24 protein-coding genes are annotated in these 24,844 nt (G+C 41.5%); 12 read left to right on the top strand and 12 right to left on the bottom strand.

The window, feature by feature from the left end; translation table 11 throughout:
- Positions 1 to 44: 44 nt before the first annotated feature.
- Both GD002_RS13305 and GD002_RS13310 read left to right on the top strand, forming a co-directional pair.
- Positions 45 to 1,124, top strand: a complete 1,080-nt coding sequence (locus GD002_RS13305; RefSeq protein ID WP_153732847.1) for an AI-2E family transporter — start codon at positions 45 to 47, stop codon at positions 1,122 to 1,124.
- A gap of 192 nt (positions 1,125 to 1,316) precedes the next feature.
- Positions 1,317 to 1,595 (top strand): hypothetical protein, encoded by a 279-nt coding sequence (locus GD002_RS13310; protein WP_228548385.1) that lies wholly within the window; start codon positions 1,317 to 1,319, stop codon positions 1,593 to 1,595.
- 42 nt (positions 1,596 to 1,637) lie between these two features.
- Here GD002_RS13310 and GD002_RS13315 read toward each other — a convergent pair whose 3' ends face one another.
- The 8 genes from GD002_RS13315 to GD002_RS13350 all read right to left on the bottom strand — a co-directional run bounded on the left by GD002_RS13315 (position 1,638) and on the right by GD002_RS13350 (position 9,349).
- Positions 1,638 to 2,345, bottom strand: a complete 708-nt coding sequence (locus tag GD002_RS13315) for a hypothetical protein (RefSeq protein WP_153732849.1) — start codon at positions 2,343 to 2,345, stop codon at positions 1,638 to 1,640.
- A 104-nt stretch (positions 2,346 to 2,449) separates the two neighbouring features.
- Positions 2,450 to 3,205, bottom strand: a complete 756-nt coding sequence (locus tag GD002_RS13320; RefSeq protein ID WP_153732850.1) for an IclR family transcriptional regulator — start codon at positions 3,203 to 3,205, stop codon at positions 2,450 to 2,452.
- A gap of 53 nt (positions 3,206 to 3,258) precedes the next feature.
- Positions 3,259 to 4,527 (bottom strand): M20 family metallopeptidase, encoded by a 1,269-nt coding sequence (locus GD002_RS13325; RefSeq protein WP_153732851.1) that lies wholly within the window; start codon positions 4,525 to 4,527, stop codon positions 3,259 to 3,261.
- Positions 4,524 to 5,474 (bottom strand): DUF1177 domain-containing protein, encoded by a 951-nt coding sequence (locus GD002_RS13330; RefSeq protein ID WP_153732852.1) that lies wholly within the window; start codon positions 5,472 to 5,474, stop codon positions 4,524 to 4,526. The genes GD002_RS13325 and GD002_RS13330 overlap by 4 nt, the downstream gene beginning before the upstream one ends.
- A 17-nt stretch (positions 5,475 to 5,491) precedes the next feature.
- Entirely contained in the window at positions 5,492 to 6,460 is a 969-nt protein-coding gene (locus tag GD002_RS13335; RefSeq protein ID WP_153732853.1) for an ABC transporter ATP-binding protein, read from the bottom strand.
- On the bottom strand, positions 6,453 to 7,466 hold the full coding sequence (locus tag GD002_RS13340; RefSeq protein WP_153732854.1) for an ABC transporter ATP-binding protein: 1,014 nt from the start codon (positions 7,464 to 7,466) through the stop codon (positions 6,453 to 6,455). The genes GD002_RS13335 and GD002_RS13340 overlap by 8 nt, the downstream gene beginning before the upstream one ends.
- A gap of 18 nt (positions 7,467 to 7,484) precedes the next feature.
- On the bottom strand, positions 7,485 to 8,384 hold the full coding sequence (locus GD002_RS13345) for an ABC transporter permease (RefSeq protein WP_228548386.1): 900 nt from the start codon (positions 8,382 to 8,384) through the stop codon (positions 7,485 to 7,487).
- Entirely contained in the window at positions 8,384 to 9,349 is a 966-nt protein-coding gene (locus GD002_RS13350; protein ID WP_153732855.1) for an ABC transporter permease, read from the bottom strand. The genes GD002_RS13345 and GD002_RS13350 overlap by 1 nt, the downstream gene beginning before the upstream one ends.
- Before the next feature lie 247 nt (positions 9,350 to 9,596).
- Here GD002_RS13350 and GD002_RS13355 point away from each other — a divergent pair, with 247 nt between their 5' ends.
- From GD002_RS13355 to GD002_RS13395, 9 genes are all read left to right on the top strand, one after another.
- The gene (locus tag GD002_RS13355; RefSeq protein WP_153732856.1) at positions 9,597 to 11,204 is read left to right on the top strand and encodes an ABC transporter substrate-binding protein; all 1,608 of its coding nucleotides are present in this window, start codon (positions 9,597 to 9,599) and stop codon (positions 11,202 to 11,204) included.
- A 78-nt stretch (positions 11,205 to 11,282) separates the two neighbouring features.
- Entirely contained in the window at positions 11,283 to 12,374 is a 1,092-nt protein-coding gene (locus GD002_RS13360; protein ID WP_194841606.1) for an amidohydrolase family protein, read from the top strand.
- Complete coding sequence (locus GD002_RS13365) at positions 12,374 to 13,537, top strand: amidohydrolase family protein (RefSeq protein WP_153732858.1); 1,164 nt, start codon at positions 12,374 to 12,376, stop codon at positions 13,535 to 13,537. The genes GD002_RS13360 and GD002_RS13365 overlap by 1 nt, the downstream gene beginning before the upstream one ends.
- Positions 13,534 to 14,199 carry an AroM family protein gene (locus GD002_RS13370; protein ID WP_153732859.1) on the top strand — a complete coding sequence of 222 codons (666 nt, stop codon included), beginning with the start codon at positions 13,534 to 13,536 and terminating at the stop codon, positions 14,197 to 14,199. Before GD002_RS13365 ends, GD002_RS13370 begins: the two co-directional genes overlap by 4 nt.
- A 34-nt stretch (positions 14,200 to 14,233) precedes the next feature.
- Positions 14,234 to 15,166: an aminopeptidase gene (locus tag GD002_RS13375; protein ID WP_153732860.1), complete on the top strand. Its 933-nt coding sequence runs from the start codon at positions 14,234 to 14,236 to the stop codon at positions 15,164 to 15,166.
- A gap of 351 nt (positions 15,167 to 15,517) precedes the next feature.
- The gene (locus GD002_RS13380) at positions 15,518 to 16,336 is read left to right on the top strand and encodes an ABC transporter permease (protein WP_153732861.1); all 819 of its coding nucleotides are present in this window, start codon (positions 15,518 to 15,520) and stop codon (positions 16,334 to 16,336) included.
- A gap of 5 nt (positions 16,337 to 16,341) precedes the next feature.
- Positions 16,342 to 17,121, top strand: a complete 780-nt coding sequence (locus GD002_RS13385) for an ABC transporter ATP-binding protein (RefSeq protein ID WP_153732862.1) — start codon at positions 16,342 to 16,344, stop codon at positions 17,119 to 17,121.
- Positions 17,122 to 17,153: 32 nt separating this feature from the next.
- The gene (locus tag GD002_RS13390) at positions 17,154 to 18,224 is read left to right on the top strand and encodes an ABC transporter substrate-binding protein (protein WP_153732885.1); all 1,071 of its coding nucleotides are present in this window, start codon (positions 17,154 to 17,156) and stop codon (positions 18,222 to 18,224) included.
- Between the two features lie 135 nt (positions 18,225 to 18,359).
- Positions 18,360 to 19,253 carry a DMT family transporter gene (locus tag GD002_RS13395; RefSeq protein ID WP_153732863.1) on the top strand — a complete coding sequence of 298 codons (894 nt, stop codon included), beginning with the start codon at positions 18,360 to 18,362 and terminating at the stop codon, positions 19,251 to 19,253.
- A 111-nt stretch (positions 19,254 to 19,364) separates the two neighbouring features.
- Here the strand turns inward: GD002_RS13395 and GD002_RS13400 are convergent, their stop codons facing one another.
- The 4 genes from GD002_RS13400 to hutG form a co-directional block, all read right to left on the bottom strand.
- Complete coding sequence (locus tag GD002_RS13400; RefSeq protein WP_153732864.1) at positions 19,365 to 20,315, bottom strand: DMT family transporter; 951 nt, start codon at positions 20,313 to 20,315, stop codon at positions 19,365 to 19,367.
- Positions 20,316 to 20,319: 4 nt separating this feature from the next.
- A complete protein-coding gene (pepT, locus tag GD002_RS13405; protein ID WP_153732865.1) occupies positions 20,320 to 21,546 on the bottom strand; it encodes a peptidase T in 1,227 nt (408 codons plus the stop codon).
- A 117-nt stretch (positions 21,547 to 21,663) separates the two neighbouring features.
- Positions 21,664 to 22,854, bottom strand: coding sequence for a sodium/glutamate symporter (gene gltS, locus GD002_RS13410; RefSeq protein WP_153732866.1), 1,191 nt, complete (start codon positions 22,852 to 22,854; stop codon positions 21,664 to 21,666).
- Positions 22,851 to 23,810, bottom strand: coding sequence for a formimidoylglutamase (hutG, locus tag GD002_RS13415; protein WP_153732867.1), 960 nt, complete (start codon positions 23,808 to 23,810; stop codon positions 22,851 to 22,853). Before hutG ends, gltS begins: the two co-directional genes overlap by 4 nt.
- A 113-nt stretch (positions 23,811 to 23,923) precedes the next feature.
- On the opposite strand from hutG, the gene GD002_RS13420 reads away from it, so the two are divergent.
- Positions 23,924 to 24,844 (top strand): LysR family transcriptional regulator, encoded by a 921-nt coding sequence (locus GD002_RS13420; protein ID WP_153732868.1) that lies wholly within the window; start codon positions 23,924 to 23,926, stop codon positions 24,842 to 24,844.

A 24,844-nucleotide genomic window follows, 5' to 3' on the forward strand; every position in this document is an offset into this window, starting at 1 on the left:
ATACTAAAGCTAACTGTATAACTCAATTCAAGGGAAGTGAGAATTTGACGAAAAAGGTATGGTTCCAAGTGGCCATTGGTGTTTTACTGGCGCTTTTAATTACTAAGTATTTTTTAGAAGTGAATTATATCTTTAAACCGGTCGGAATCATTTTGCAGACCATAATGCTGCCTTTAATTTTTGGTGGGTTGCTTTATTACATTACCGAACCCATCCAACGATTGCTGGAGAAACGTGGAATGCCAAGGTGGGGCAGTATTCTATCCATTATGGTAATCCTAGTGGCTGTTATTTGGATTTTGGTAGCACTTATTGGACCGATTGTAACGAAACAGGTGAATAATTTAGTGGACAATGGGCCCGCGCTCACTCGCCAGCTAGATCAACTGAAGAATGAAGTTATCAATCAAAAGGATAATTTACCAGATGGATTACAGGACTCACTGAACTCCGCAATTGATTCGGTTCAATCCTTTGCTGTGAAATTTGGGAAATGGTTTGTCCAATTCATTCAGTCGTTCGTACAGGCGGTCGTATTATTGTTGCTTGTTCCATTTTTCTTTTTCTTCATGTTGAAGGATCATGAAAAATTTGCACCGAAAATTTATAATTTATTTTCAGGTCAGCGTCATGTGTGGGTGAAAAAGACACTGGAGGACATTGATAGAGTTCTGCGTTCTTATATCCAAGGTCAATTACTAATCAGTGCTATTCTGGCAACCATCATATTGATCGGTTACCTGATCATTGGATTGGAGTACGCGTTACTATTGGCTATCTTGGCGCTTTTCATGAACTTAATTCCGTTTATCGGACCGTGGATCGCTGTTGCGCCAGCTTTGTTAATTGCTTATTTACAAGATCCGAAACTCGCAATTTGGGTCGGTGTGGTAACGCTAATTGCTCAGCAGACTGACAGTAATCTCATCACTCCGAACGTTATGGGCAAGTCACTCGATATTCATCCGCTCACCGTTATCACGGTATTATTGGTAGCAGGAAGCCTTGCTGGTTTCCTCGGAATATTGGTGGCCGTTCCTGCTTATGCAGTCGGTAAAGTCATCGTGCAAAATATTTATGAACGACGAAAAGAAATACGACGGGCGGCTACGAAGGAAGTGTAGCCGCGTAGCCTCCTTGTCTTTTTAGACGAGGGGGTTTTTGTGGTGTGTTACGAGTGAAAGCTAGGTTGGAGTGAGCGATGGTAGTACCCGACCAATCTGAAGTTATGTCGCATCAAAACCTTTTACGAAATTTAGAAGGTGGATAAAGATGCACAATTTGCACATCCTATTTAAAAAGAAAGGATGTATGGCATGTCAACGGAGTTTCCTGTTATTCATACAAATATATGGGATGCAATTTGGGCGGTTCCTGTTGTTTTAGTTTTGCTCCTATTGGCTAAGTTGTTATTCAAGATCCGATCCAGTTGGCTTTCAACCGTATCCACTTTCACCGCGTTACTCTTGTCTATATTTATTACTCACCCTGGCAATTTGTCTGCGGGAATTTTTATGGGGTTATTCTATAGTGGTGCCGCAATGGGGGTTATTTATTCCATAAAGCAAACGTTCTATGCATATCGTGGAAATTAAAAAACAGAACCTCCGAGTTAGAGAGTTCTGTTTTCATTGGAATTACTTTAATGGGCAAAACCCACATTGTATCAAGCCAGGGACATCTTTTGAAAAACAACAAGTCTTTCGAACGGTGGTGTTCAATAAAGCCGTCGGTTCGTAGCCGTTTAAGTAGCTGGCAAATCGTGAGTAACTAGAGATACCAGACCATACGATGTCATTCTTCAATGTTTCTAAATCTTTCCGAGCTTCCGTTTCAGTGCTGGGATCTGAAAGTAATACGTGGTACTGCCACAGCCAGAAGCCGAAAATATTTTCCCATAACGTGAGTGGGGAAATAGAGACCGCTGTGCGCAGAGACGTGATGACTGCATGTACTGACAATAAAACACTTTGAATCATAGTTTGACGATTCTCATCCTCTACTAAATGCCAATCTGACGCATCCATAAATGTACTAATCGTTCGATTACCGAACTCTTCCACTGCTCCGAAACATAGTTGGTTTGCTGAGCCATTCCACATTTCATCATAAGTAGCTAGGTTATATAGTTGCATGGCAAAAAACATACCAATCCGGCGCATGAAAAATGATGTGGCCACCACTTCATTTGGACTTTGGCTTATGATTTTCATAAGTTGTATTACGTCAGGAACCTTGGCTGGATTTTGTAGATCTGCCAAGGTGAATAGCGGTTGTTTTGGTGAATCTACATAGATGCTATAGCTATTTAATTGTCTGATTTGATCTGCTGTAAGTATAGTCATATGTTAAGTATAGACAATTGATTTCATAGAAACAACTGAATGTGTTTGCTGTAATATTCCCATTAAAAAAAGCACCAGCAGGGGAGGTGCCGATGCTTTTTTGATTAAAGACTCAAGCTATACTTTTTCATATTCCATAAAATCGCATTTCTCGTTTGTAAGAGTAACGGTATAAATTGAGAGTGCTTTTCTTCATCAATACGGTAGGAAGGTCCCGCTACGGTTAGTGAGCCGAAAACTTCTTCCTCGACGATTAAGGGTACAGCCATAGCCACAACATCAGGAGTGTACTCGCTATGACTAATTGCATAACCACTTTTTCGAATCAGTTGGAGGTCTTTTCGTAGCTCTTCTGGGTCTGTCATGGTGTTTTCTGTATACTTGACCAAATCACCTTGTAAAACCTGTTCGATTCTCTCTTCAGATAGATGAGCAAGAATAGAACGGTAAGAAGCGCCAGCATATAGAGGGGCACGACTTCCAGGGGAGACAGGAAATCGGACTTTATTTTCTGGCTCGATGACTGTCAATAATAACGTGTCTTCTCCATCTAAGACCGTGAAAAATACGGATTCCCCCGTTTGGTCACATAGCTCTTGCAGGTGGGGATTAATCATCTCTTGAATATTTAAATTTTCATAGAAAACGGTACCTAATTCCCAAACGACAGAACCGAGCTTATATTGTTTGGTAATAGGATCTTTCGAGACGAAGCCGTTTCTTTCTAATGTTTCCAGTATTCGATAGACGTTCGTATGATTCAGTCCCATTTCTGCAGCCAATTCTCTGCCACCCCACACATTTTTTTCGCGTGTGAACATCTTTAGAATGACTAACGCCAAATTGACGGTCTTTAACATAGATGACTCCTTTGATAAATTTATTTATTTTTCTAATATATAAGTCTATAATACTAATTATTGTGAAGGAAATCAATGGCAGCAGCTGCATAGACCTTGGCACAGCGAATAATGTCTTCCACTTGCACTTTTTCGTTGTAGCCATGGATACTTGGCAAGTAAGCAGGTCCATATTGCAGCACAGGAATGTTATGGTCACGGAAATGACGGGCATCGCTGCTTGCCCACTGCATAACGCCATATGCTTCTTTACCTGTAACACTGCTAATATTATCTACGATGGCTCGACATACAGCGTCTTCTGCTGGCGTATAGTTCGCTTCGCTTCTAAAACCGAACAAACGGATGGAATAACGGATATTGAGACTATCAAGCTCTTTTTTCAAGTATTCAGAGACTTGGGCATGTGTGACACCAAATGGTAATCTGCAATCTACTTGTACTTTACAACTTTCAGGAATCACATTAGATTTCGTCCCGCCATTAATTGTTCCGATATTTACAGTGATTTTTTCTAAAACTGGTTGATATTTAAGACGATCTTTCTCTACTTCCCGCATATAACGTTTTGAAACTTCAATTAAGGGCTGGATTTCTTCAGGAATATGTACATCAAGTTCCCATAGACCTTGAATTTTTTCAATTGCTTTGATGGCATCTGTGATGGCATTGTTACCAGCAATTGGTGAGAGACTGCCGTGTCCAGGCTCACCGAACACTTCAAGTTCAAACCAATAGGAGCCCTTTTGACCAATGGTTGGATTGAGTGGAGAAGAAGGTTCCGCAATTAGGGCACCATCTCCGCTGATTAACTTGTTTTCAAGTAACCAAGGAACCCCGTATTCTCCGCCTGTTTCTTCATCGGGTACGATGGCAAGTGTTAATTTTCCAGGTAGCTCAATATTCAATCGCTTAAACAAACCAAAGACGAAAATTAATCCTGCTAGACCTGCTTTCATATCACTAGCGCCTCGACCTAGCATCCAGCCGTCCTTAATTTCACCTGAAAATGGATTGAAGTCCCACTTAGATAGGTCGCCTGCCGGAACTACATCCGTATGACCACAGTATATTAGTTCTTTACCTCCGTCTGCACCTTGAGAAGCTAATAGGTTATACATCTTATCAGCTGACTCATGCCAATCCAATTCTACATTAGATTTTTTTAAGTAGTTGGTGATGAAATGACTAATTTCTGTTGAATCTCCAGGAGGGTTTTCACTAGGGATTTGAATAAGTGAACTACATAGCTGTAACAGTTCGTCTTTATTCTTTTCTACTTCTTCAATAACTAATTTCTTGAGTTCTTCTAGATTTGTCATTTTGCATTCACCTCGTGTCCTTTAGTTTGCAAGTGACTCATTTTTCCGTACAATGCTTCCAGATGCTCAAATTCTTTTTCATCAAAAAATGAACATTTTCCTTCGCCATAATACTTTGCCACTTCAATTGCATATCGAACCACTTGTTCGACGTCTGTAGGATGAGTTGCCCCTGTTGAACAACCAGCTACAGCTGTCTGGGTCGTTAATGCAATACCAACTACTGGACTAGTGGTAGCGACAGCGGGTTGTAGAATACTATTCACATGGTAAACACCATTGCCATATGGCGTAATATCTTGGGTTGTAATCGGTAAAGTAACTGGTAAAATACCTGCAGATTGAGTATATAAATGTAAAAGATCGTTGCTAACTTTTAATATATAGCCTTCTTTTACAGTAGGAGTGATAGCAAAACCTTTATGATTCGTAATCATATTTCCTTTTGTTGTATCAATAGACAAGATGGCATCCATATCATCCGTGACTTCATGCTGGTTCATTTCTAAAATATCTACTGGTGAACCCATAAACGGAACGGGTTCGTGAGGGGACGTCGGTGCAATAGGACAAATATGTGTAGTCAAAATAATATCTCCTTGCAAACGATCTCCTTTATTACCCATATCCAATAATTTAGCAGCAGTCGCCATGCTAGCGAGTGCTCCATCGCCATCAGATACAAAGCCCGTCATTTCTGGACGTGCCCCAATTCCACCTAGACGACCGATAATGCCTAGTGTTTTCGCAGAACCACCGTTTGTTTTTCCGTTCACACCGGGGATGATGACCTTAATGAAATCTGTCGAGCCTTTTTCACCTTCCACTGTTAAAACAGAAATAGTAGCAGATGGTGAAATTTGGTGTAAATAAGCTTTCACATCTTCCCCTGATACAGTGTGGTGATCCATAACTTCTAATAATTCAACTACGTGTTTTAATGACATTTATAATTCCTCCAGTTTTAATATAGGTGACAAGACACTTTATTACCTTCAGTTATTTCTTTTAATTCAGGTGGGGTAGTCTTACAAACATCCATGACAAATGGACAACGTTTGTGAAAATGACAGCCTGAAGGTGGATTCACAGGACTCGGAACATCACCTTGTAAAATAATTCGTTCTCTTTGATCGTAGGGATTCTCTTTTGGAATAGCAGAGAGAAGAGCCTTTGTATAAGGGTGTTTTGGATCCTCATATATTTCTGTAAATGTACCTGTTTCGACTATTTTTCCTAGATACATTACCGCAATTCTGTCGCACATATAACGGACAACATTCAAATCGTGAGAGATAAATATATAAGTTAAATTAAATTCTTTTTGAAGACTTTTCAGTAAATTAATAACTTGTGCTTGTACCGATACATCAAGAGCAGAAACAGGTTCATCACAAATAATGACATCTGGATTTAGAGTCAATGCTCGTGCAATATTAATGCGCTGCTTTTGCCCGCCTGAAAACTCATGAGGATATCGACTAGCATGGTAACTGCTCAGTCCAACGATCTCTAATAACTCATGAACGCGTTTTCTGCGGCTCTCCTTTGTGCCGATCTTATGAATAACTAAAGGTTCAGCAATTAATGATTCAATAGTTTTACGTGGATCTAAAGAAGCATCAGGATTTTGAAAAACCATTTGAATAGACTTTCGAGCACTACGAATTTCTTTAATGCCGAGAGAAGCTAGGTCTGTCCCATTAAATTCAACAGAACCAGCTGTGGGGCTGATGAGTTGGTTGATCAACCGCGCTAATGTAGATTTACCGCAACCTGATTCTCCTACGATTCCAAGAGTTTCTCCTTTGTACACATCAAAGCTAACGCCATCAACGGCTTTAACGCTTTGAGTGGACTTTTTAAATGGGATTGGATCGGAAATAGGGAAGTGTTTTTTTAAATTTGTTGCTTTAATAATTGTTTCAGCCAATGAACATTCCCTCCTTCTTCTCCAGTCGACTTGTTTTGTTTTGGAAATGGCAAGCGGCAAAATGTCCAGGTTCTACTTCGATAAATTCTGGTTTTTTTGTATGACAAATTTCCTCGCTATATGGACATCGATCAACAAATGGGCAGCCGAGTACAGGTTTTCGTAAATCAGGAGGGCTTCCTGGAATGGCCGGAAGCTTTTCATTATGTTGGACATCCTTTGTAATTTGCGATTCTAGCAATCCCCACGTATAAGGGTGTAAAGGATTTTTGAAAATAGCTTCAACTGTTCCAGACTCCACCGTTGTGCCTGCATACATGACAATTATTTTGTCACACATTTCCCAGACAACCCCTAAGTCATGAGTGATCATGATGATAGACGTGTCATTCGTTTGTTGTAAATCTTTCATCAGCTCTAAAATTTGTGCTTGTACTGTTACATCTAGTGCGGTTGTTGGTTCATCCGCAATCAATAACTTTGGGTTACAGGACAGTGCAATCGCAATCATGGCTCGCTGTCGCATACCACCAGAAAATTCATGTGGATACATATCAATTCGTTTCTCCGGTTCGGGTATACCCACCGTTTTTAACATCTGTATGGCTTCTAATTTTGCTTCTTTCTTAGTAAGCTTTTTATGCTGTCGAATAGCTTCGATAATTTGATTACCTACAGTGAACACAGGATTTAAGCTTGTCATCGGGTCTTGGAAGATCATGGCAATTTCATTTCCCCGTATAGATCGCATTTCTTTTTTAGACAATGTCAATAAGTCGGTGCCGTTGAATAGAATTTTTCCGTTACTAATTTTTCCGGGAGGTGAGGGGATGAGTTGCATCAAAGCGGTAGCTGTTACACTTTTGCCTGAGCCTGATTCCCCTACAATTCCTAGCGTCTCTTTTTTCTTCAATGTCAGATTTACACCGTTTACGGCTTTGACAGTAGAAGAGGAAGAGCGGAATTCCACATCCAACCCTTCGATGGATAGCAAATTTTCCGACATTTCAATTCCTCCTATCAGTTACACTCGCATTTTTGGATCGAGAGCGTCCCGTAAGCCGTCACCAAATAAATTAATACCTAAAACGGTAATTAGAATGGCGAGACCTGAGAATGTTGCCATTTGTGGATTTAACACTAAGAAGTCTTTTCCATCTTTCAGAATACTTCCCCATGAAGCGGTAGGGGGCTGAACGCCAAGTCCTAAGAAACTAAGCGCAGCTTCTGAAATGATGGCTCCTGCTACACTCATTGTTCCATAAACGATTAGTGGTGCTAGACAGTTAGGTAAGACGTGTTGAAATAAAATTCGCGAATGGGTGGCACCAAGTGAATGCGTGACTTCGATATATTCTTCTTCTTTCACACTTAATACTTGTCCACGTACGATACGGGCGAATCCTGGGATATTTGCAATACCGATCGCAATAATCACATTCACAAGTCCTTGTCCAAGCACAGTCATAAGGGTGATAGCGAGTAAAATGAATGGGAATGCAAATAGTCCATCCATTGTACGCATGATAATGGAGTCTAGTTTTCCACCAAAATAGCCGGAAATCAACCCTAGGAATGTGCCTAAAATGGCTCCGAATAAAACAGCGGAGACTCCAACTAGTAGGGATATTCTAGCGCCGTATACGAGGCGGCTAAACAAATCGCGACCATAATTGTCGGTGCCTAGAAAATGACCGTCAGTGCCAATGGGCTTCAAAGAGTTTCCAACATTCATTTCGTTTGGTGGATGTGTAGCAATAAAAGGTGCAAAGACAGCTACGAGAATCATTAGTATAGTGACGGCTAATCCAATAGCGGCTAATTTGTTTTTTAATAATTTTTTTAAGAACACTTTTTCATTAACAGGTACATTTCCTTCTTCTACAGCAATCGTTTCAGGAGTATTCGGTTGGACATTCATCATCACTGTCCTCCTCCTTTGCTAGATTCATAGTTCACTCTTGGATTCACAACTTTATATAAGATATCAACGAGCAAGTTCACCAATACAAAAATAATGGCTATGAACAGTACGGTTCCTTGAACTACAACAAAGTCTCGTTTATCAATTGCATCCACGATCAGTCGACCCATGCCTGGCCAGCTGAAAATAGTTTCTGTTAAAACAGCACCACCTAATAGCATGGAGATTTGCATTCCTAGAACAGTCAAGATCGGTGTTAATGCATTTTTGAATACGTGTTTTGAAATGACCCAAAACTCTGCAACACCTTTCGCGCGTGCAGTCTTAATGTATTCTTGTGAAATAACTTCCAGCATACTCGAACGAGTGATTCTGGCGAATGTGGCCATTGGAATGGTCGCAAGTGTAATGCTTGGAAGTATAAGGTGCTTTATATATGAAAGCCAACCATCATCGAGCGTTCCCATGCCTGTAGCGGGAAACCAACCTAAATTTACACTGAAGAAAAGTACTAACATGACGCCCAGCCAGAATATAGGCATAGAAACACCAAGTAATGAAACGAGCATAACACCGTAGTCTAATACAGAGTTTTGACGTGCAGCTGAGATCATACCAGCAGGAATTCCAATGAGCAGTGCAATAATTAATGCAGCCAAAGCTAGAATTACGGTATTAGGGAAACGCTCCATTATTAATTGGACAACGGGTTGGTTATAACTTAAGGAGGTTCCAAAGTCTCCCTGTAACAAACCGCCTAAGTAATCGAGGAACTGTCTATAAAGAGGTTGATCCAGTCCCAGTTGAGCAGTTAGTTTTTCAATATCCTCTACACTCGCTGTCGGCCCTAACATGACAGCAGCAGGATTACCGGGGATGAGTCGTGTGATGATGAATACAATCACCGCTACCACAAAAACGGTAGGTAGCAAATCAAATAATCGTCGGATGATATATTTCCCCATTCGCTTTCACCTCTGTTTCATAAATTTGAACCACTGGTCCACAATGTGAATATTCGTAATTCTATCATCGTAAGAATTAAAAGTAAACGATAAATTTTCTGTCTCTTAGTAAAAGTATGTAGTGTAAGAAGGATCAGAATATTTAAAAGTATCTCTTTACATGAAAAGATCTCTGTGATAAATTATAAATTATCTTATTGAGTGAATCATTGATTCACAATATGAAACAGAAGGAAGTGGGAAAAGAATGAGAAGTCGTGCATTGAGAATGTTTTTACTTGGTATGGCGTTATTGCTAGTCCTAAGTGCTTGTTCAGGAAAGAAATCTACGACTGATGGTGATTCAGCAGGTGATGGAGATACAAACAGTGGGGAGCCACAAGATGGTGGAGTATTGCAAATTGGTTTATCTGCTAATCCACAAACATTAGATCCTGTGAAATATACAGGTGTGTATGAATCCCAAGTCATGCGATCAGTGGCGGATACACTTGTAGTTTACAGTAAGGATTTATCGGAAATTAAACCGTCACTTGCGACAAGCTGGGAGATTTCAGACGATTTATTAGTATATACATTCCAGTTACGTGACGATGTCTATTTTCAGCCAGGTGAATATCAAGACGGACGTCAAATGACAGCGGAAGACGTTAAGTATAGTTTAGAAAGATCAGCAAAAGAGTCTGTTATGAACCGTTTACGCGGAGTAACAAAAGTAGAAGTAACAGGCGAAAATGAAGTAGAAGTACATTTAGAGAAAGCCAATGCAGCATTATTGGCCGTATTGACAGACGCAGGAAATGTCATTGTGCCGAAAGAAGAAGTAGAAGGATGGGGCGACAACTTTGGCGCACACCTGATTGGGACTGGCCCCTTCAAAATTACAGATTGGCAGAAAGATCAACAGCTTACTCTCGATCGTTTTGATAAATACTGGGGTGAAAAACCTCACGTAGATTCTGTGAAGATGAAGGTAATTGCTGATACAAACATGATGACAAATGCATTGCGTTCTGGCGATATTGATATCGCAATGGACGTAAAAGGACAAAATCGTGCGTTAGTGGAACAAGATGAAAATCTTGAATTGCTTACACAACAAGCATTGTCAATTACGTACTTAGACTTAAACAACAAAACAGGCCCGACTGCCGATCCAAAAGTACGTGAAGCAATCTATAAAGCGACGAATGTAGATGAGTTAGTGCAAGGTGTAAACCAATGGGGAGGAGCTACTCGCTCTTATCTTCCATTACCTCCAGGTTCTTGGGGTTATGATAAAGAATTAGAGAAGTTAGTGCCGACTTTTGAACCAGAAAAAGCTAAAGAAATGTTGGCTGAAGCAGGATATCCAGATGGATTCAAAACAGAGATTTACGTAGCAGAAGCCCGTGTTCCTTATGCAACGATCTTCCAAAATCAAATGAAAGAAAACTTGAATATTGATGTGGAGATTAAAGTAGTTGAATGGGGAACTTATAGCGATACAGTGTCTAAAGGAAATGCACCAATGTCCATCGGTGGCTGGTCATGGTATCCAGACCCATATTTCTTCTTGTATCAGCTGTTCCATACAGATCAGTTAAATGCTTTGGGTAACGGTAAAGGATATGAAAATCCAGAAGTAGATAAATTATTGAATAGCGCACTTTCTGATACAGCAGATCAAGATGAACGTGCAAAGTTGTATCAAGAAGCTTTGAAAATCATCTTAAAAGATGTACCTCGTCTTGAAATTGATGTACAAGAAGCAACTGCCGGGGTTAATAAAAAAGTACAAGGTTTTGAAGTGTCACCAGATAACTCTATTCAAATTGTTCACCCAAATGGCGCTAACGTTTGGTTGAAACAATAATATATGAAGCGAAGGAAAAAGTAGAGTGCAAGTGACTCTGCTTTTTTCTTTTTACCAATGAAAAGTGAGGGGAACGCGTTGAAAGTATTAATTACGAATGGGCTTGTATTTGATACAGAACATAAGGAATTTTTCAAAAAGGATATTTTACTTGAGGATGAACGGATTCGTGAAGTGCTAGATGAAATCAAAGATCCAGAAGTTGATGTGTTACTAGATGTAAGTGGCAAGTATGTGACACCAGGATTGATTGACACTTGCTCTTCTATTGGTTTGAAAGAATCAGGGATTGGTCGAGAAGGGAATGACAGCTATGAACCATTTGCCGAGGAAGGAATGATCTTCCATGTGCGAGATGGGATTTACCCTTTTGATACTTCATTTCGAGACGCATTGGAAGCAGGAGTAACAGCAAGTCATGTTATGTCAGGACCAGAAAGTGTAGTGGGTGCAGTGACGGCTGTTATACATTCTACGGGGAGTACGTTTGAAGAAATGTGTATGGTAGAGGACCTAGGTATTTCATTTTCAATGGGGGATGTACCCAAGCAAGCATTCTTTAACGCAACGGGCAAACCACTTACGCGAATGGGAATTGCTGCAGAAATGCGAAAGATGATGCAAGTACTGAATCAATCTACATACTTAAAAGATAAGCCCATATTCATTCGCTGTCATCGGGCAGATGATTTAGAAACCGCCCTCCGAATTGCACAAGAAGTGGATCGAACCATTACACTGGTCCACGCTACAGAATATTCACTTATGGATTCACGCTGGGCTAATCAAATCCAAGAAGTCATAGTGGGTCCGGCTTTTCAACCGATCGAGCGCAACGAGTTAATGAAACTTCATCCATCCATGTACCGAATATTGCATGAGCAACAAAAGAAGTTTGTCTTTGCATCGGATCATCCCAAAAGTGGTGTTTCTAACTTGAAACTAGAAGCATCTTTAGCTATTCGAGAAGGTGTGCCTGAGAATGAGGCGCTCTACTCATTAACGAAAGGTGCGGCTGAACTTCTATCCATTGATCACATAACGGGAACTATTGAAACCGGGAAATTTGGTGACATCGTGATTTGGGATCAACATCCGATGAATTTAACCGCCACAGTACAGAAAACTTTCATAAAAGGAACTGAAGTTTATAGTAAAGGAGACTGCTAATGGTTACAGTATTGCGTAACGGTACAGTGTATACGATGAACAAGTCCAATGAGGTTTTAGAGAACGCAGATATTTGGATAAGTGAAGGGGAAATTATAGCAGTAGGCCAAAACACAGACGTACCTTCAGATGTACAGATGATAGATTGTACAGGTCAAATCATTACGCCTGGGTTAATTGACGCACATACACATGTAGGGTTATGGGCGGAAGTAACGGAAAAACAAAATGATGCCAATGAATATTCTAGTCCTTGGACTCCTTTAATGAATGCCAAAGACGGAATTGATCCGCGACATTTTTCATTCGAACAAGCAGTAATGGGTGGCGTAACAACTGTTCAAACGGGTGCAGGTAGTGCCAACCCGATTGGCGGCGTGTGGAGTATTTTAAAAACGGCAGGCAACTCCTATGATGAAAGGCTACTGATAGAAAGAAGTGGACTTAAAGGCGCGTTAGGAGAAAACCCTAAAAATGTGTTTGGTCATCAATACAACACGATGCCAATGACAAGAATGGCAGTGGCTCATTTGATTCGCAAAGGCTTTTATGAAGTTTTGAAACTGACAGACGCTGAAAGGGAACGGTTGGCTGAAACACATTCGGAGTTATTGCCATTTGCAGAAGTATTGGAACATAAAATGCCTCTTCGGTTACATTGTCATCGAGCGGACGATATTGCAACAGCCATTCGAATCGCTAAAGAGTTTCATGTCAAATTATCACTTGAACATTGCACGGAAGGTTTTCTCATGCTGGATGCCATAAAAGAAAGTGGTGCTACGGTAACACTAGGTCCTTATATGACCCCGGCAACAAAATATGAAAATCGTTTCTCTACTGCAAAGAGTCCGAAGCATTTTCATGAGACGGGGATACCTTTTGCCATTATGACGGATCATCCATTTATCCCTATACAATATCTCTATTATTGTGTGGTAGAAGCAGTTAAACATGGATTGGATCAAATGGCGGGACTTGAAAGTATAACAAGTAATGCGGCCAACGTTATGGGAATAGCTGATAGGGTAGGTTCTATTGAAGAGGGAAAAGATGCCGATCTTGCCATTTGGTCACATAAGCCTTTCCAAACAAAAGCCAAAATCCTTGCAACTTATGTAGAAGGTAAAGAAGTCTATCGACTAGAGGGGATGAACCATTGAGAACACTATGTGTCTTAACGATTGGCCAAAGCCCACGAACCGATATGCATGATACTTTTAGAAAGTATCTACCTCATGTGAACATAGTAGAAAGAGGGATCTTGGATTCATATACCTCTGATGAAATAGAGAAACTAGTGCCTTTGCAACCTGGAAGAACACTCGTCTCCCGTTTACGCGACGGTTCAAAAGTCAGACTAGATAAGAATTTTGTCGATCAAGAACTAAGAAAACTGGTGGCTGACTGCCAAGGTGATAACGTGGACGCAATCTTAGTAGCTTGTACTGGGAAGTTTGAGTTATTCACATCAAAGAAACCCGTTTTATATCCGGATTATTTGGTCAGTCAGATGGTAAAAGGACTGTTCCGTGAAGAGGAAATCGGTGTAATTGTTCCACTACCTGAACAGGAATCGGAGATCGTAGGGAAGTGGGCAGAAGCAAGAGTGGATTGTTCGATCGATTCATGCACCCCATATCAAGTAGAATGGAACAAATTTCAAGAGGTAGCAGAGCATATGGACGCTTTGCCCGTCCAGGCGATTGTGCTGGATTGTATGGGATATGACGATGAAATGAAACGACATATGTCTGAATTTACTTCTAAACCTATTTTGCCTTCTAGGAATTTGGTGTTTGCTGCAGTGGCTGAATTGTTTTAGGTAGTTTTATAAACTAAGCAGGACCAACGAAAGGATGTTGAAAATGACGCAATTTGAAAGTATTGTAAGTGATCTCATGAAGACGAATTTTTCATTGGAGAAGTCTGCGTCTATATTGGTATTGACCGATAGAAGTACAGAAGAAGTAGGACGAAAATTTGCAGAAGCATTAAAAGCGGATGAATGGAAATCAGAGTTATATATAATGGAAGATCGTTCGAAATCAGGCGAAGAACCACCAGAAGAAGCCGCAGATCACATGCTGAACTACGATATGGTATTTTGTCTAACCAAACATTCCTTGACTCATACGGTTGCACGTAAACGAGCGAATGCGAAGGGAATTAGTGTGATCACCATGCCGGGAATTACGGAGGATATGTTCTTAAACGGAGCCTTGCGCGCAGATTATGGTCGAGTAGAGCAAGAAACAAAAGAAATGACAGAGAAGCTGAATGTCCATCAACAGGTCACAATTTATACGGGTGAACATTATGAATTGAATATTCCAATTGGAGATAGACAAGGGATTGCAAGCACAGGCGTGTTCAAGGAGAAGGGAATGTCAGGCAATCTGCCGTCTGGAGAGGCATATATTGCTCCACTGGAAGGGCAAGCTGAAGGAACTATTGAAATTAATGGCTCCATTGCAGGAATTGGTTTAGTTCAAGAGCCCATTGTCTTAACAATTAAAAAAGGTCGATTAGAAGAGGCAACTGGGGTTGAGGGTGAAAAGTTACTGGCTTTATTAGGACAAGAGAGCGGAAGATTGTTGTGCGAACTAGGAATTGGCACAAATCATGCCGCACGTTTAACTGGGAAAATTCTGGAGGATGAAAAAGCCTATAAAACCATACATGTTGCATTTGGCTCTAATCATACATTTGGTGGCACAATTGAATCAAATGTTCATATCGATTGTGTTACCAAGCATCCAAGAATTGAGTGGATAAAAACAACTAAATAATCTAGGAGGAGTGGTCTGAGAAGTTTCATCTAACTTCTCGGACCACTCTATATTTACATGAGGAAAACCTTTTTCAACCTCTATTTCACCATCTTCCATAAACTTTATTTTCTAAAGTTATCGGGGAATTGTATCATCCACCATAATCATTTTACTTCTTATTTTATCTACTTTTTTTCCTTATTTTTGTATAAATTTCTGATCAATAGCTTACTAACTGTGCTCTTATCCCACAACTAGTTAAATAAAAATTATGAAGCATTGAGCGTTTATCAAAAGGCGTTTTTCCGCACCAGCCCAACCAATTCATTAGGCAATCACATAATATAGGCAGTGAAGAGGTGGTGAAGAGTGGAAAAGCAACAACTTATTCGCAATGAATCATTTGAGGTAGAACAGCGGGAGTGGAAGCTACGGCAGCGTAAGGAGCGAGGAAAGCAGCTATTGACGATTGTGTCGCCTATATTTCTTTTGCTGTTGTGGGAAGTATTGTCGAGGTCAGGTATGTTAGACATTCGATTTTTCCCTCCTCCAAGTACCATTGTTCAAACATTCTATGACATGATCGTAAGCGGAACGATGGCACAACATGTAGGAGTGTCGCTGTATCGTATTTTTATCGGCTTTTTGGCAGGTGTGGTTCCGGGCGTGATCATCGGTTTGCTGATGGGCTTATACTCCCCCATTCGCCATTTTGTTCAGCCGATTGTCATGGCTCTCATGCCGATTCCCACGTTGGCGTTGTTGCCAATCATCATTATTTTATTCGGAATTGGGGATTTATCGAAAGTCGTAACCATTGCGGGAAGTGTGTTTTTTCCGGTTGTCATAAATACGGCGGCTGGTGTGTTGAACATTGATAAAATTTATTTGGATGTCGCAAATAATTATCAGACAAGTCGATGGAATTTCTTTTTCAAGATCGCGCTTCCGGGATCGTTACCGGTTATGCTCGAAGGGATTCAAATGGGGCAGGCAATTGCACTGCTGACGATCGTAGCAGCGGAAATGATGGGGGCTACTTCAGGAATCGGTTATTTAATTTGGACTTCCTATAAGGCCTTTTTATTACCCGAAATGTATGTCGGTCTGATCCTCATCTCCTTTTTTGGCTATTTATTTTCGGTTATCTTGCGCGCTCTTCAAAATAAATTATTGCCATGGAGGTGATTGAATTGGAGGGGAAGCCTAAAATTACAGTGGAAGGGCTTATGAAAGCATTTTACAAAAAACAAGGAAGTGTCATCGCGCTTGAGAATATTTCAATGACTGTGGAAGAAGGAGAGTTTGTTTGTCTCGTCGGACCTAGTGGTTGTGGCAAGACGACACTACTTCGAATTTTAGCTGGGCTAGAGCAACCGAGTGTGGGCAATTTTACGATTGCTACGGAGCGGGATGATCGGCCACTGCAATCGATGGTGTTTCAAGAGCGTGGCGTCATTCCTTGGTTGACGGTTAGAGAGAATGTAGCATTTGGACTGAAGATGCGTAACTTGCCAAAAGCATTTATTGAAGAGCGGACCAATTTTTATTTGCGGAAAACGGGTTTGGAGCGGTTTGCTTCACTTTATCCGAAGGAACTATCGGGCGGAATGAAGCAACGAGTGAGCATTGCGCGTGCTTTTGCGAATGATCCTGAAATTTTATTGATGGATGAACCGTTTGGAGCACTCGATGAACAGAATCGATTTATTTTGCAGGAGGAATTATTAAGTATTTGGGCAGAGACGAAGAAAACCGTGTTATTTATTACGCATAGTATCGATGAAGCGCTGCTGTTGAGCGACCGAATTTTATTGATGGGGGCACAGCCTGGGAAAATTATTGATGAAATCATGATTGATAAGCCAAGACCTCGAAAAATTGAAGATATTCGAAAAGATCCGCAAATGGCTGCGAAGTTTATTGAGATTTGGCATCATTTGCAGGAAGAAGTACTGAAGTCCAGAGAGTAAACGATAAAAGGAGAGATGATGTGGGGAAGTGGATAAAAAAGGCGGGTTGGATTAGTATTCTGTCAGTAGTCTTAGTCATTGGGGCATGCTCGCAGAAGGAAGCAGAAAAACCAGCGTCAAATCAAGAGAAACCGGTGTCTGGCGATTTGACACCACTTGATAAGCCAGCCAAGATTTATATAGCGGAAGACGGAGCAGCTTCAGGGGCGGGCTTCTATATTGCGAAAGAGAAGGGCTATTTTGAGGATTATAATATTTCCGTTGAATTTGCGGATTTTGCCAATAGTGATGATATGTTGCCTGCATTAGCGGCAGGAGAAGTAGATATTGCTGGAGGCGTGTCCACAGCTTCATTCTTTAATGCAATTGCCCAGGGGATTGACGTTCGGATCATAGCGGACAAAGGACATAATATGCCTGGGAAATCATATTTCAGTTTTGTTATCGGTAATCACATGGTGGATGAAATTAAAGAGTATAGTGATTTCAAAGGAAAGAAAATTGCAGTTTCTTCTCGCAACTCGATCGATGGGTATATTTATGAAGAGATGCTGAAACATGCTGGCTTGACGGAAGAAGATGTGGAGTATGTGCATATCGCGGATTTTGGTGCCATGCTCGGTGCGATTGATTCAGGGACAATTGATGCTGCCTTGAATATTGAACCGCTCATTGCGCAAGGAATTCACCAAGGGTTCCACGTCCGATTTGGAGATGCCACAGATTATGCACCCGAGTCACAGATTGCAATGGTATTAGCCTCACCAAAGTTCATGGCAAATGAAGAATTATCGTTGCGTTTCATGGCTGCCTATTTGAAAGGTGTTCGTGATTATAACGATGCCTTCTTTAAAGACCAAGGAAAAGATGAAGTCATTGATATTATGGTGAAGCACACGGCATTGAAAGATCCAGAGCTTTGGGAGCGAGTATTTGTTACCGGGTTGGATCCGAACGGCAAGATGTTCATCGAAGACATTAAGAAGCAATATGAGACATATAAAGCAAATGGTGCTATTCGTGGAGAAATTGATTTTGATAAGTCGGTAGATCCGTCACTTGTGGAACGGGCGATTAAAGAAATCGGTTTGTATGAGGAATAAAATAGGCTCCTGCTTCTCTAATGAAGCAGGAGTTTTTGTGAGGTTCACTCACCACAAAAACTGAAAAATCGCTATAATCTTCATGTATTTCATGATAAACTAATACGACTGATAATTGGAAGTATGGTGGATGGTATGAAAAGATATATAGGGGAAATTGGACTGACCATTACCGCAATCATTTGGGGTAGCGGATTTGTCATGAGTGCGCTAGCTTTAGGTTTTTACACACCGTACCAAATTTTGGCGGTGCGGTTTACAATCGGTGCGATATTATTGGTTTTAGTGTTCCATAAGCGATTGCGACAATTGGACAAGTCGGTTTTATGGAAAGGTGCATTGCTTGGTTTTTTATTGTATAGTGCGTTCGCATTGCAGACAGTTGGCCTGCAATTTACAACTCCTTCTAAGAATGCCTTTTTGACAGGTGTTAATGTGGTCATCGTGCCGTTTATCGCATTTATTCTATATAAACGAAAGTTGGACACATTTGAGTTGTTTGGCGCTGTTTTGGCACTGATTGGTGTGGCAGTGCTGTCGCTACAGTGGTCTTCTAGTGTGAATTTTGGAGATGTGTTGACGTTGGGGTGTGCCGTGATGTTTGCGTTTCACATTTTCTATACAGCGAAATTTGTGCGAACGGAAGACGCAGTACTGCTAACACTTTTGCAGATGGGTGTGGCGGCAGTGATTAGCTGCTTGACTGTCATTGCGTTAGGAGAGACCTCTTTCTCGACAAATCCGACAGGGCTGAGTGCGGTGCTATATTTGGCTGTGTTCTCTACAACGGTCGCGTTTTTGATGCAGACGGTCGGCCAGAAACATTTATCGGAAACGAAAGCGGCAATTATTTTATCGACCGAATCTGTGTGGGGGATGGCTTTTTCAGTCGCTCTCGCATACGAAGTTTTGACATTTCGGATGTTTCTTGGCGCGTTGCTCATATTTATCGCAATTTTATTATCCGAAACGAAGCCACAGCTTTTTAAAAAACGTAGTTCTCAGCAAATAAAGGAAAGAAAAGCCTGAAAGTGGGAAACAGGGCTGTCCAGATCGTCATTGCAACGCGACATCTGTGACTGCCCTGTTTTTTGTTTCGATCATAAAACTCGGTCAAGCGCTCATAAACCAATCCACTCATCATCTATTCGCAGCCAAGGAGGTCTGATAACTATGCAATGACATGCCGCCGATGATGATGACTACACCAATTAATGAAAGCGCACCTGGCAACGGTAGACTGAGCAACAGCATTTCACCAAGCATCGCAAATATTAACTCGACAGACTGTGTAGCTTCGACAGCCGCCAACTTCCCTTGATCATGCTGCACCAAATCGGTAGCCATGAAAAAGAGTGACGTTGCGATCACGCCTGAACTGACTGCTACGATCAATGATTGCACCACTTGGCTGACGGAAGGAAGTCCGACTGTCGCCGAAGCGTAAAGTGCCATAATAATCCAAATGGGTATTGTCATTAGCGTCATGGCAAGCACCCTTTGGAACATATCCAATCGTCCCCCCAATAAATTCATCATTTTTCGGTTGCCAAGTGGATATGCGAATGCAGCAATCACTAACGGCAAAGTGCCGAGCAAAATGACTGAAGTCGACACACTGCTCGCATGCGGAATTTGGATCAATACCACTCCACCGAGAATGATCAATGAAATAACTAAAGATGCAGCAGGTATTCGGTGACGCAGTGTTCGGATTTCACCGGTCTCCGTTTTTATTTGAAACGTGAAGAAAGGTGCTAATAACACACCCGCCACAATGGTCATTTGCCAAGTCCCGGCAACGAGCCATCCTGGACTATAACCTGCCGAGAAAGTAAGCGGACCGTAGAATAATACGAACGCCACAAAGCTCCAAATGAAAAAGGGCCAAGGAGCAGCCGTCATCTCGCGTTTCATCTCAGTTAAACCACCTCTGACTGCCACAATGACGACTAGAAAAGGTACCATGAAGAAATAGCGCAGGGAAGCACTCCATAACCAGCTGCCACCATCTAATTCCATTGAGCGATTCAAAACAAACGTGACTGCAAAAAATAATGCTGATAAAATTCCAATTCCTATTGCTTTCATCAGCTCAACCGCGCTGTTCTTGAAGCTTTAATGCTTCGATAATGACTTGGGTAGCTTTCACCATCACATCTGCTGAGATAAATTCATACTTTCCGTGATAATTCTCTCCTCCCGTGAAAACATTCGGAGTCGGCATGCCCATATACGATAACTGCGAACCATCTGTACCACCTCTGATTGGTTCGATTTTCGGTTCAATTTCTAGATTGCGGTAAGCATCCGCCATGAGATCGACGATTTCGATGACAGGCTCAATCTTCTCACGCATATTGAAGTATTGATCCGTCAATGAAAGCTCAACTGCCTGTTCGCCGTATTTCTTTTGTAGACGACTAGCTGTATCTTGAACTAACAGTTTGCGAGCTTCAAACGTCTCTCGATTAAAATCACGAATAATATAGTGGTAAGTCGTTTTTTCCACCGTACCGTCCACTTCCATTAAGTGAATAAATCCTTCGTAATGCTCGGTTTCTTGGGGGATTTCATTGGCAGGCATAGCTTCCTGGAATTCCGCAGCGATCATGAGGGAGTTGACCATTTTTCCTTTCGCTGTACCGGGGTGTACATTCGTACCGTGAAATGTCAGGACGGCTCCTGCCGCGTTGAAACTTTCATACTGTAATTCACCAAGTGGCCCGCCGTCCATCGTATAGGCGTAATCCGCACCGAATCGCTCTACGTCAAATTTATGTGGTCCACGTCCGATTTCTTCATCTGGTGTAAAACCAACACGTACTTTCCCATGCTTAATATCGGGATGTTCCATCAAGTATTGCATGGCTGTCATGATTTCTGCAATACCCGCTTTATCGTCTGCACCGAGTAATGTCGTGCCGTCCGTCGTGATCAATGTATGACCGAGGTAATTCTTTAGCTCTGGGAACGCTTTCACCGACATGATGGTAGTTTCGTTTAATGAAATGTCTTGTCCGTCATAGTGATCAATTCGTTGTGGCTTTACATTCATGCCTGTATAATCTGTCGCTGTATCTACATGTGCTAAAAAACCAACTGTCGGCAGTTCTTTTTCCGTGTTAGAAGGTAATGTTGCAAATAAATACCCATTTTCATCCAATGAAATCTCTTCTAAACCAATCCCAGCTAGTTCCTTTTCAAGTATATGCAATAAGTCCCACTGGCCTGCTGTAGATGGGGTCGTTTCTGAATCTGGATTAGACTGTGTATTAATTTTCGCATAGCGAATCAATCGTTCAATCAATTGTTCTTTCATTAAGCAAACTCCTCTCCGAATTACAAATTTCTGTTTTCATTTTAACAGATCAGCCTGCTAATTACGCCAAAAAAGAACGTAAAAAAGAACCGGACAACTGGGCCGGTTCTTTTTTCATTAACTAAAAATATTAATAGTCGTAATAATAATTGGCATGGACACTACATCAATCAAGAAGGCACCAACAATCGGAACAATCAAGAAGGCCTTACGTGAAGGGCCGTATCGTCCAGTGACAGCTGCCATATTCGCCATGGCATTCGGCGTTGCGCCTAGTCCGTGACCGGCAAAACCTGCAATCATGACTGCCGCGTCGTAATCCTTGCCGAGTATGCGGAACAGCACGAAAATAGCATACAGTACGACGAAGAGAACTTGTACAAATACGATGACTAGCAATGGTAATGCTAAACCAGCGACTTCCCAAAGCTTAATGCTCATCAACGCCATGGATAGGAAGATACCAAGTGATACATCGCCAATAACATTGATGCTTGTCATATGAATCGCATCGTCTTTAAATCGATCCACGATATTCCGCACAATCACCGCGACAAACATCGCGCCAACATAGCCAGGCATAACAAACCCTGTCAAGTTAGAGAACACATCACCGATAAATGTACCACCTGCGATACAAAGCGTGATCAGCAATACTTGGGTCAAGAAGTTATCCGTGTTGATAGGTGGTTCATGGGCTTCTGCAGAGTAAGCGACTTCCTCTTCCACTTCGGTGGATTTTAAATCATATTTATTGATAAGATATTTTACAATAGGACCACCAACGAGACTACCTGCTATCAGTCCGAATGTAGCGGCTGCGATTCCAATGGACAAGGCTGAGTCGATGCCAAGCCCTTCTAAAGTTTGTCCATAGGCAGTTGCTCCACCGTGTCCACCTTCCATCGATACGGCCCCTGCCATCATCCCGATTAGAGGATGCAGATTAAATACATAGGACAATGATACACCGATAACATTTTGGGCCAATGCCAAAAATCCGCAAGCAATCCAGTAGATGATCAGCAGCTTTCCACCCAGTCGAATAAGACGAAAGCTAGCCCCTAATCCGACTGTAGTGAAGAACGTCAACATAAACAAATTTTGTAATGACGTATCCAATTGAAAGCTCAAAAGTCCTGTAGTTTTCAAAATGGTCGCAAAAATGGCAAAAAGTAACCCGCCTACAACAGGGGCGGGGATACAGAATTTTTGGAGAAATCCAATTTTACGTACGAGTAGTGTACCGATTGTTAAGAGGGCCAATGCCAAGAATAGCGTTGTAATTTGATTTAACTCAATCGTCATGTGATTCTTCCTCCTAGCAATGCAACGATTGCTTCGTTTGTTAAGTATGCACCCAATTTGACCGTTTGATTCTGTTGATCAAGTGATGGGTTAATTTCTGAGATGTCGAATGAAAGGGTTTTCTTATGAGATGCTACATTTTGGATGAATGTCCGAACTGTTAACGGATCCAAACCAAACGGCGATGGAGCACTCACACCCGGCGCAAACGCTGAATTTAACACGTCAGAGCACAATGTTAACAAAACAAAGTCCTGTTTTTCAATAAAAAAGTTGATTTTCTCTAATATCTCGTTCATAAGACCTGATGTGATTTCTTGCTCCGTCACATAGGACACACCTTTTGCATCCGCTTCCTCGAACAAAATGTCTGTATTACCAAATTCTTGAATTCCGAGCACCAAGTATTCAACGTTTGGATCTGAATCGAGCATTTGCTTGAACATCGTTCCGGAAGAGGGTTGCTCTTCATAGCTACGCAAGTCAAAATGCGCATCAATGTTAACGACACCTAGCTTTGCGTCAGGTCCAATGAATTCCCGTACGCCTAGATAATGACCGTAGGCTGTTTCATGTCCGCCGCCTAAAATGACAGGTTTGACATTTTTCTCAAGGCTATCCCGGACAGCAACTCCTAATTCCGCTTGTGCTCGTTCCAGTTGATCGTCTTCACAAACTATCGTACCCAAATCCATCAGTTGGCATTCAGCGGGCATGCGCCATGGAAGTTTTGCCAATTCACTACGTAAGGCATTTGGTCCTTCTGCAGCACCTAGTCTGCCGTTATTGCGGCGAACACCTTCCTCGGAAGAAAACCCGATGAGTGCGCAAGTTTTATTGGCAACGCTTTCTTTTGGCGTAGAAAGTTGTACAATTTGATGCATACGAAATGCAGCTCTATTGGTCTCACTGTCTGTACGACCAGACCAGTATCTTTTATTTGTTGGAATTAACAATATACTTCATCCTTTCCGGCATGATACTCTAATTATAGTAGGTGTTATTTATTAATTCTAATACATCTTTTTCATGAATTCATGCCTTGAGGTTATAGATGGGAGAGGAAGCAATGGAAATCAAGCAACTTCTGTACTTTGTAACGGTCGTGCAGCAATCTAGTTTTTCGGAAGCAGCCAAGAAACTTCATTTGTCGCAACCGTCATTGAGTAAAGCAATCAAGAACTTAGAAACGGAAGTCGGGTTTCGCCTGCTCGAACGCACAACAAAAAAAGTAAAACTGACAGAATCGGGGAGGGTCATCTATGAACGAGCTCTCCATATCCTCAATGCAGCGGAAATTTTGCAACAAGAAATCAAAGAAGTGAAGTGGAATGGCAGTGGGAAAGTGCAAATTGGTATGATTGAATCGGTGAAAAACTGGATACCTTCGATTTTGCATTGGTATCAACAAGCATTTCCTTCTATGCGAGTAAAGTTAATCGAGGTATTAAGTCGGGAAGACGTCGAGCGAGCACTCCGTCAATATGAGGTTCACGCCTGTCTGACCAATCAGTTCATAGATTCGCCTGATATCTGGACAACGCCTCTCTATGAGGAGCAACTGGCCATGATCATGCATCCCGCACATCGACTGGCAGGAAAAGATCAGATTTCCCTGTCTGACCTGGAGGATGAAACGTTTATTATTACAAGTGTCGGTTTCCAGACGAGAGATGATATTTTTGCTGCTTTTGCGGAAGAAGGAATACGGTTGAATATCCAATATGAGGTAGAACGTTTCGAAACCATTCTGGAATTGGTACGAGCCAATATTGGAATATCGATTATCCCTAAAAATTATTTTACTAATCAATCCGATCAATCTGTCATGATCAAAACGATTAATTCCAAGTCGCTTACTCGTACTGTCTATTTAACTTATTTGAAAAATCGCTATATGCCGCCTGCCATTGAGGCGCTGATCGGCCGAATGCAGATGCCTATAAAAAAAGGAATTTCATCTGCCGAGCGAGTGGAAAGGAACTATTGA

The sequence above is a fragment of the Sporosarcina obsidiansis genome (assembly GCF_009651005.1).
In the GTDB taxonomy this organism is placed as follows: domain Bacteria; phylum Bacillota; class Bacilli; order Bacillales_A; family Planococcaceae; genus Sporosarcina; species Sporosarcina obsidiansis.